The sequence below is a fragment of the Oscillibacter sp. ER4 genome (genome assembly GCF_000765235.1).
Taxonomy (GTDB): Bacteria; Bacillota; Clostridia; order Oscillospirales; family Oscillospiraceae; genus Hominicoprocola; species Hominicoprocola fusiformis.
The window spans coordinates 1-9,300 of record NZ_JPJG01000114.1 but is presented as its reverse complement, the minus strand read 5'-3'; the positions used below and the strand labels follow the sequence as shown (position 1 = coordinate 9,300).

At 51.4% G+C, this 9,300-nt stretch carries 7 protein-coding genes; all 7 read right to left on the bottom strand.

Annotated elements, in window-relative coordinates; translation table 11 throughout:
- Nucleotides 1-1,519: recombinase family protein (locus NI20_RS0113310; protein WP_081958525.1), on the bottom strand; the 1,519-nt coding region annotated here is incomplete at its 3' end.
- Between the two features lie 140 nt (nucleotides 1,520-1,659).
- Complete coding sequence (locus NI20_RS0113305) at nucleotides 1,660-3,261, bottom strand: recombinase family protein (RefSeq protein ID WP_033121872.1); 1,602 nt, start codon at nucleotides 3,259-3,261, stop codon at nucleotides 1,660-1,662.
- A 1-nt stretch (nucleotide 3,262) separates the two neighbouring features.
- Nucleotides 3,263-4,975 (bottom strand): recombinase family protein, encoded by a 1,713-nt coding sequence (locus tag NI20_RS0113300; RefSeq protein ID WP_033121871.1) that lies wholly within the window; start codon nucleotides 4,973-4,975, stop codon nucleotides 3,263-3,265.
- Between the two features lie 15 nt (nucleotides 4,976-4,990).
- Nucleotides 4,991-6,625 (bottom strand): recombinase family protein, encoded by a 1,635-nt coding sequence (locus tag NI20_RS0113295; RefSeq protein ID WP_033121870.1) that lies wholly within the window; start codon nucleotides 6,623-6,625, stop codon nucleotides 4,991-4,993.
- A 208-nt stretch (nucleotides 6,626-6,833) separates the two neighbouring features.
- Nucleotides 6,834-7,076, bottom strand: a complete 243-nt coding sequence (locus NI20_RS0113290) for a DUF6870 family protein (protein WP_033121869.1) — start codon at nucleotides 7,074-7,076, stop codon at nucleotides 6,834-6,836.
- 532 nt (nucleotides 7,077-7,608) lie between these two features.
- Nucleotides 7,609-8,094, bottom strand: coding sequence for a hypothetical protein (locus NI20_RS0113285; RefSeq protein ID WP_033121873.1), 486 nt, complete (start codon nucleotides 8,092-8,094; stop codon nucleotides 7,609-7,611).
- A gap of 431 nt (nucleotides 8,095-8,525) precedes the next feature.
- A complete protein-coding gene (locus NI20_RS0113280; RefSeq protein WP_033121868.1) occupies nucleotides 8,526-9,260 on the bottom strand; it encodes an ImmA/IrrE family metallo-endopeptidase in 735 nt (244 codons plus the stop codon).
- Between the last annotated feature and the right edge of the window lie 40 nt (nucleotides 9,261-9,300).

Below are 9,300 nucleotides of genomic sequence, written 5' to 3'. Positions count from 1 at the left end.
ACCCTCCCGGCCCGGATTGGCGATTTCTGTCCGGCTGAAATTGGCTGTTTTCTCCCGGCTCAAAATGGCGATTTTCTCCCGGCGCTAACACCCCGATGCAATTGTAGATAATACGGATTCTCTGCACCCTCCGGCCATTGACCTTTTCGGGTTTGAAGACCAGAATCTTCTCCACAAATTCCCGGATGATCTGTGCGTCCAGCTCCTGAATATCCGTGTACTTGCGTACCAGCGAAAGGAAATAATCTGCGTTGATGGCTTTCTGCCGTGCATCGGACAGGAGCTTTTCCAGTTCGGCGGCCCGTTCGGTCAGTTGAGCTTGCTCCGCCTCATATGTAGCGGACATTTTTGCAAACCGCTCATCGCTGATCTTGCCCTCCACATTATCCTCGTAAATCCGCTGAATCAGGGTGTCCAGCTTGGTAATCCGGGCATTGGCCTCTTCATACTCACGGCGGCTGTCCCTGATCTCCTTTTCGAGAGCCTTTTCGGAACTCTTGGTAACCAGCTGTATGAATTCGGCCTCGTGGTTCCGGGCATAATTCGTGACCCGTTGTAGGTCATCGAGGAGAAGCTGCTCAATCACCACATTCCGGATCTGATGGGAACTACAGCCGCCTTTGATCTTCCGGTAGCTGGCGCATACGAAGTACTCTTTTTCGTGTGGCCAGCCTTTACCCCGGACCTGATAAAGTTTCGCACCGCAATCGGCGCAGAAAAGCATTCCGGAGAACATCGGCATGGCACCGAGGCGGTCTACCCGTCTGCGTCCGTCACGTATGCGTTTTACGGCATCGAAGACGCCTTGCTCGATAATGGCCTCGTGGGTGTTCTCGAACACAGCCCATTCAGAAGGATCGTTATTGATCTTCTTCTTGATTTTGAAGGATTTTTTGTGGGTCTTGAAATTCACCGTGTGGCCCAGATACTCCTGTTTATCGAGAATATCCGCTACAGACCGAGGAGACCACGCATAGATGTCATCCGGCACTTTTCCGGGTGTTTTCACTCCGATGGATTGCAAGTGTGCCGTAGGAACGGGTATCTGCCGCTCATGCAGTTCCTGTGCGATCTGTGAGGGACCATAACCCTTCATGCATAAATCGAAAATCGTCTGCACTACCTTTGCGGCCTCCTCGTCCACGATCCAGTGCATATTGTCCTCCGGGTCCTTCAGATAGCCGTAAGGCGGATTCGTGCAGAGCGGCTTTCCGGCCTGTCCTTTTGCCTTGAATACGGCACGGATTTTCTTGCTCGTATCCTTGGCGTAGAACTCGTTCATGATGTTGAGGAACGGGGTGAAATCGCTCTCGGTCTGGCTTGCGCTGTCCACGCCGTTGTTGATGGCAATGAACCGCACATCCGCCTCCGGGAATGCTATCTCGGTGTAGTATCCCACCTTCAGATAGTCCCTTCCGAGACGGCTCAGGTCTTCTTGTGTCAAGTAGGAACTAAAAAAATATTGAGAATTTACAAGCCGTTCATAGGTGGACAACCACCCGTGAACGGCTTGCTGCATCTCATCAAGCCCCTGATTGATTTGTCTGAGCCGGATTCTGATCCTCCCGCCGTTCTGGCATTTCTGTCTGACGCTCAGGATAATCTTTATCGTCAAGCTGTTCCTTGGTAGCTACGCGGGCGTAGACCGCAACGATCAACCTACTCAGCCTCCGTTTCTGAAAGGAAGTCCTTGAACTTCCAGACGATTTCGATGTTGTCCTGATTGTGGACATAGACTGCTGAGATAAATGCGTGAGCCAGCTCATAGGTCAGAGCCGAACTGTTCCGGTACTCATTGCACACGGCATCCAGCCGTTCGTCGGAACAAGGCTGCTCAGAGTCAAGCTCCCGCATTCGTTCTTCGGCAAACCGGATCGCCTCAGCGTTCTCCGCTAACTTGGCATCGGTGTCGGATTTCTGCTTGAGGTATTCCTGCTTCGTAATGCTGCCGGAAGTGTACTTCTCGTACAGCCGCAGCTTCACACCCTTGAGCTGTTCTGTCTGTGTCTGCAAGGATCGTATCTTGGCGGCGCATTCCGTGATCGCTGACTTCCTGAGATACCCGACCTCCCGGTTCTGAACCGCCTGTTTTTCTGCCAGTGCCAGATAGTCCCCAATCGCATGAAAGACGATGGACTCCAGCCATGCTTCGCTGTACTTTTCGCCAACCGCACAGTCAGTATCTTTATCGTGCGTTGAGTGCGTACAGGTAAAGAAAATACCGTCGTTTCTTGTTTTTCCGCGATACATGGCGCGTTTGCAGTTGCCGCAGCAGATTAGCCCCCGCAGCGGATATTCCTTGACCTTGCGGTCAGGATTTTTAATACCACCCCGGATAACCTTCTGCGCTTCTTCAAACTCTTCCTTGCTAACGATGGCTTCATGAGTTCCCTCAACGATGATCGGATCGTTGGCTACTGTCCGCCTGTTTCCCACACCGCAGGACTTCCGCTTGTGACTGACCATTGCTCCGGTATAGAGCTGATTGACCAGCACTTTGTGAACCATAGAGGTTGTCCAGCTTATCTTTTCGCTCATGCGGAGAAACTTCTTGTTGTCAGGGTACTTGCTTCTGAAATACTGGCCGGGTGTCGGAACCTTTTCGTCGTTCAGCATATCCGCAATGACGGAGGTATTGTTTCCGGCCAGAGCCTCGTCGAAGATGCGCCGGACAACGGCAGCAGAGTCAGGATCAACTGCAAGGGCATTCCGCTTTGTCGGGTGCATCATATAGCCATAGGGCGCATAGCCGCCGACATACTTGCCCTGTTTCATCATCTGAACCTTGGCCGAAGTGGTCTTTACAGAGAGATCCTTGCTGTACGCGGCATAGATGATGCTGCGCATGACAACCTCAAGTCCTCCCGTCGTGCCTTTGTACTCGTCGCTGTCGTAGCCGTCGTTGATGGAAATGAACCGAACACCCATGAACGGGAAGGTGCATTCCAGATAGTTACCGGTTTCGATATAGTCACGGGAAAACCGCGAGAAGTCCTTAACGCAAATCAGATTGATCTCACCGCGCCTGACTTTTTCCATCATTGCCGTGAACTGAGGCCGGTGAAAATTCGTGCCGGTATAACCGTCATCCGCGAACTCAAGCCTCGGACACTTGGACAGCTCAGGGTGGTTATCCAGATAGCGGTTTATGAGCATACGCTGATTGCTGATGCTGTCGCTTTCCGTCTTGTTTCCGTAACCGGTATCTTCATCAGCCAGTGAGAGGCGGATGTAGATGCCGATGGTGTAGTCTTTGCTCATATCACATCGCCTCCTGTACTTCCTTGATGCTCTGTAAGGTAAGAGCGTAGAGATCGCCGTATTTCATGATCAGTTCAATCGCGCCGTTCTCATGCACCTTCACAAGCTCTATGGATTCATCCACCAAATCCTGCGTAAGCCGGGTGGCGGTGCTGACCGATTTCATCAGCGTGATCCACTTGTTATCAACAGACATTGCCTCGGAAAACTTGCTTCTGCGCTGAACCGCCTCGTCCAGACGGCGGGACAGGTCCGCATACTGTTCATCGTAGCTCTTCTTTGCAAAGGAGTATTCTTCTTCATCCAGAACGCCCTCGGCAAAATCCTCATAGAGCCGGGTACGCTTCTTGGAGAGAGCGGAGAGCTTGAGATTCAGACTTGTGATCTGACCGTTCAGCTTTTCCCGGATGTTTTTCTCACCCTCGCTGCCTCTGAGCTTGTCCAGCAGTCTGTCATAATCCAGAGCCGCCTTGACTTGAAGCTGGATCGCTGCGAGGACATCTGCTTCAAGCGTGTCCTGTCGGGTGTAGTGCGGGGTGCAGTGCTGATGCCGTCTGGAAACCGCAGTGCTGCATTCATAGAACGCATACCAGCGCCCGCGCTTGTCCTTGTCGATCCGCTTTTTGTGGAAGTACATCTTCCTGCCGCAGTCCGCACAGACGATTTTGCCCTCAAAGAGGTTGATGAGCGTAGAGCGTATCTCTTCGGATTTCTCCATTTTTGCCTGTCTTTCCGCAGAGGCGGCTTCCAATATGTCCTGTACCTTCTCAAAGTCCTCGCGGGAGATGATCGCCTCGTGTGTGTTCGGGAATACAATCCACTGATCCTTGTCCTTGATTTTATGGGGACGAACACCTTTATACAGCGCCCTCAGAGAACGACCAAGAACGGTATCTCCGACATAGTGCGGATTTGTAAGGATTTCAGGAAGCGTCGAACGGTTCCAGCCGTTCCGGGAATAGCCGTCTCCCTTTCGGGTGCCGTTCACCCGTTTCTGATACTCCGGTGTGGGAGCGCCCATGCTCTCAAGCGTGTCCAGTATGTAGACATTGGATTTTCCTTCGAGCTTCCACCGGAATATCAGCCGCACATACTGGGCAGCCTCTTCGTCGATAACCATATTGCTGTGTTCCTCATCCCACTTGTAACCATAGGGCAGATTTCTTTTGACAAAGGTTCCGTCCTCCATCTGAGCTTTCAGCGCTGTGGAGACTTTTCGTGAGATGTCCTTCGAGTACAGAGCATTGATCATGTTTTGCAGCGGAATCATCAGGCTCTCGCTGGAACCATCCGTATCAAAGCTGTCGTAGTTTTCCTTGATGGCAATGAACCGTAAGCCGATCTGCGGGAAGATGCGTTCCAGATAGGTGCCGGTTTCAATGTAATCACGCCCAAACCGACTGAGATCGCGGACAACCAGGCATTTGATTCTGCCGGTTTTGATGTCGTTGATCAGGCGGTTGAACTCCGGTCTGTCGAAAACCGTTCCCGTATGGCCGTTGTCGATATAGGTATCAATCAGATCAAGATACGGACGGTCCGCAATATAAGACTTGCAAATCTCAATCTGATTGGCGATGACATCCACCTTTTCGGACTTGCCGCTGTTCTCAACGGAAAGACGGGCATAGATGGCCGTAGGGAATGTCTCGGTCGGCTGTACCTCAATAACAGGTTCCGCCGCTGCTGTGATTTTTCTGCTTTTTCGTGCCATTTGCTCATCCCTCCTTTACACGGCAATGTCAAGTTCCCCGGAGTAGCCGAGGACATATTCGAGTGTCTGCTGATATTCGTCTCTGTATTTGAAGACGATTTCGATTGTGTGATTTTCATAGATCAGAATGCGGTCCACCAGCGCCATGAGAACGCGGCGGTTCAGCTCGTCAATGTTTTCATACTGCTTGAAGAGCATCACCCAGTTCCTTTCGGATGTACCGGTTGCCACAGTCTGCTTCATTTCCTTTTTGACCCGCAGGATTGCTTCCTGCTTTTCTTCAATGATTTTTGTGTAGCTGTTCCGGAACTCGAAGTATTCCGTCTTGTCGATAACCCCATCCGAAAGATCCTCATAGAGCCGGAGCTTGAGCTTCTGATACCGCTCAATTTCCTCTTCCAGCTTAGTGATCTGAGCTTCATAGTTGAAAGCCTTGCGGTTCTGCGCAGGAAGCCGATCAATCATGGCAAGGGCATTTTCGAGATTGATAACAAGCTCAATCTGATCGTGGACAGCGCGGAATACCTTTTCTTCCAGCTCCTTTTCGCTGATGCTGTGAGGGCTGCAGGTCCGGCTGTGCTTGTTTGTCGAACAGACATAGTAGATGTACTTCTTTGTCTTCGATGGAACGGTTTTGCGGATCATGGACTGCTTGCAGTCTCCGCAGAACAGGAAGCCGGAAAACAGATGAACTTCCTCCTGATCGGAGGAACAGCGCATATCGCGCTTCATCATTGCCTTGACTGCCATGAAGTCTTCGTAAGAGACGAGAGCTTCATGAGTGTTCTCAACCTTGATCCATTCCTCTTCATCCTTTTTCTGAACAACACGGACTTTGTAGTTGGGAGTGCCGCGCTTGCCCTGAGCCAGAACGCCGATGTAAACCTCGTTGGTCAAAATCCGCTGTACTGCGTTGTAGGTCCACTGAGCTGTGTTTCCGGTTTTGAAGACGGTATCGTACTTCACACCGGCTGAGTGCTTATATTCCATCGGAGAGAGAACACCCATCTGATTCAGTCTGGCAGCGATGCGCCCGATGGAGATGCCGTCCTTATACATGGCAAATATCATCTGCACATACTCACTGACCGCTTCATCAACAATGAGCTGGTTCTTATTCTCCGGGGACTTCTTGTAGCCGTAGGGAGCAAAAGCACCTACAAACTCGCCGCTTTTTTGCTTGACCTCCAAGCTGGAACGGATTTTCATGGAGATGTCCTTGCAGTAGGAATCGTTAATCAGGTTCTTGAAAGGAATGACGAAGGAGTCAGACTGAGGATCGCCGGTCAGACTGTCGTAAGCATCGTTGATGGCAATAAACCGGATGCCGAGCTGCGGAAAGATCTTCTCAAGATAGCGCCCGCCGTCGATGTAGTTTCTTGAAAACCGGCTGAGATCCTTGACCACAATGCAGTCAATCGCTCCCTTGCGGATTGCCTCTTCGAGCTTTTTGAAACTCGGACGATTAAAGGAAACGCCGCTGTAACCGTCATCAATAAACGGCTCGCAGACAATTTCCAGATCGTCGTGCTTGGCGATGAAGTCTTCGCAGATAGCCCGCTGACTTGCGATGGAGTTGCTTTCAACCTTGTCTCCATCCTCACGGGACAACCGGCAGTAGATCGCCGTTCGGTAAACCTTTTTTGGCATAAAAATAACCTCCGTGTTTCTGTTTGGTGTGATACATCAAATCAGAAAGACGAAGGCTGTGCTTCCGTTATGACAGAAACAGGATAAAGCCCCCAGCATCTCGGCGGGCGGCTCAGTCCGTTTCTTCTTTTTTGACCTGATCAGATTATACCACAAAACCCATTCGCTTGTCCATAGAACCGGGTGAAAAGATTCAATTTGTTCATAATCAAAGACCTCTCAGATAATGTTCCAGACAGTCCTCCATAGTCGTGTCTGTGTTGGAGAAGGTGATCTTCACCACCGTTTTCCCATCCAGATAGCAGTAAGGATTTTTAATCTGCCGGATGAAATCACGCAGCCGATCCTCCCTCGGTGCATCCGGGTTGAGCCGGACGCTGCTGCGCTGAACGAGCACGCTTCGGTCAACATTCTTCGGGTCAACCGTTTTCATTGCCTCAATGCCCATCATAAGCTAAACACCTCCTTGGCCTGATGTTTGTTCAGGACAAAAGGATATGGCAGAGGACCTTCTGCGATCCTCTGCCACATAGTTTTCATCCTGAAACTATATTGAGAGTTTCAAGGGATGGCGCTTGCAGCGCCACCCCAAAAGGGTTTGTTTCATGTTCCGGCATATTTGCAGCTCGCACCCCTGCCAGAAAAGCCTTACGGCTCCGGGAATGCTGCGGACTACCGGCGGTCAACCGGTATCACGGGAATCTCACCCCTCCGAGGAACGCTCCGAGCCGCCTCAAAAACTTGGGACGGGAGTATCATTGTACCCAACTTCTCCATCATCGCAATCAGCCGCACCACACGGCTGTTCAGTCTCTCTGTTGATCGCTCGCTCCCGTATGGGAGGTCATGGCGGCAGAAGACAGGTTGCTTCGAGAGAAGAGGAAAGATCCGCAGCACTGACTATTCAGTTGTCAAGGAACCGTGAAGGCGTCTGATTAACCCCTTCACTTTACAACGGACATTTTTTTGGCGTTTGATGGCCCTCATCCAAAAATTTTTTTTGCTTTTTTCTGAATCAGTTCTCTGCGCTTCCATGCGCACTTGAAGTTGATGCCTTCCTCCCGCGCATATTTGCGCAGGGGCTTACCTCCCACGATGCACTTCCGGTACAGATCAAGCTGAACATCCGTCAGCGAAGCTATCAACTCCGCCTCAAGCATTTGCGCCGTGATGTCGTTGGTAAAGTCATGGGGATCAGCCAGCCACGCGGAAGTCTTCACATCATCATCCGGCAGAGCATCGAGAGACAGGTCTGCACCGGAAGGCTTTTCTTCGCTGTCTTCATCCTCGGAATTTCCGTCCGAGCCGTAGGAGCGTCTGAGCTTCTTTTCCTCGGCACGGAGCGCTTTCATGATCTCGCGGTCAACCTCTGTCACTTCACCGGTGGCCTTCACGCGCACCATGCACTTGCCGTCCTCCGTAGTCCAGAGGTCATAATCGAACTCGATTGGGGTCTTGGGAATTTTCATTGTCTTGTCCTTTCCGCCGGTGCGAAGCAGCGGATGGACGAGACAAAAAAGGAGCCGCATGACGGTGAGCTATAATCCCATACCGATAAAACAGAGTCCGAAAACTCTGTTCATGCGGCATTAGGAAGACTCACCAATCAGCGGCTCCACAGCACAGCTATCAAAATATTTTATTGTTTGTTATTATCTCCGACCGTTCAGACGGAGTCGTAACCTTCTCATGCTGAGGACATCAAAGACAGTTTCACGCCCGCAAGCCTTACACTTTGCTTGGACATGACCTCTTGTGTCCTCAAATACGGCGATGGCGTTATGCCCGCAGTAGGGACATTTCACCATTCGCATTCTCTGACAGGATATGGCGCGTCGCGCCCTCTGTATCTTAGTCTGCATTTCCGGCGATGGCTCGGAAACCCGGATATTTTTGCTGCTCACGGCCATACCTCCAATGGATCGTCGTACTCTGCATACGGGCAGTCCTCGATATAGCCGAGCTGCCGCAGCCGTATGATGGCGGCGGACTTGGAAACGCCGAGAGACTGGCACAGCAGAGTCAGGGATAAGCGGTCAATATAAGAAAACCTCCCCTCATAGTTTTTCAGAACACGGCCACAGGCAAACTGCCTCATGGCATTGTCGATTTCCTTCTGAGGCATCAGGATGGCTGCGCCCAGGACATTGGCTTGCCATTCGTTCCAGTCCTCACGGGTCTTGAGATCACGAAGCGAGTAAGCAATCCTCGGAGCGTATCTCTTTTCCTGCGCTCTCTTAACCTCGTCGCTCTCCATACCGAACAGGATTTGATGTGCGCACTCATGGGCAAGCGTGAACCTCCGCTTTCCGCATAAGGCATGAACCTGTCCCGGCTGAATAAAACTTGCGTCAAGAAGCACCTGATTCGCTTTCAGAGGAATTGTCCGTCTAACGCCCTGTTCCTCAACTGTGTACTCGGTATCGGTATAGGCCGTCAGCCCGCAGAGGCTTCCGTCCGTGGACAGGCGGGCAAAGGAAACGCTTAATCCGAGATAGTCTCTGGCGAACTGATCAATCGGTGTTGCCCGAACGGTTGTCCGCCCGATGTCAGCGTCCTTTCCGAAAAAGAACTCGTTGAAGCCCTTGGTCACGGCTGCGGCAATTTCTTCGATCTGCTTGTGGGATAAAATCATAGGCTGGCCTCCTTTTCTTCGACAAACCACTTGTCTCCTT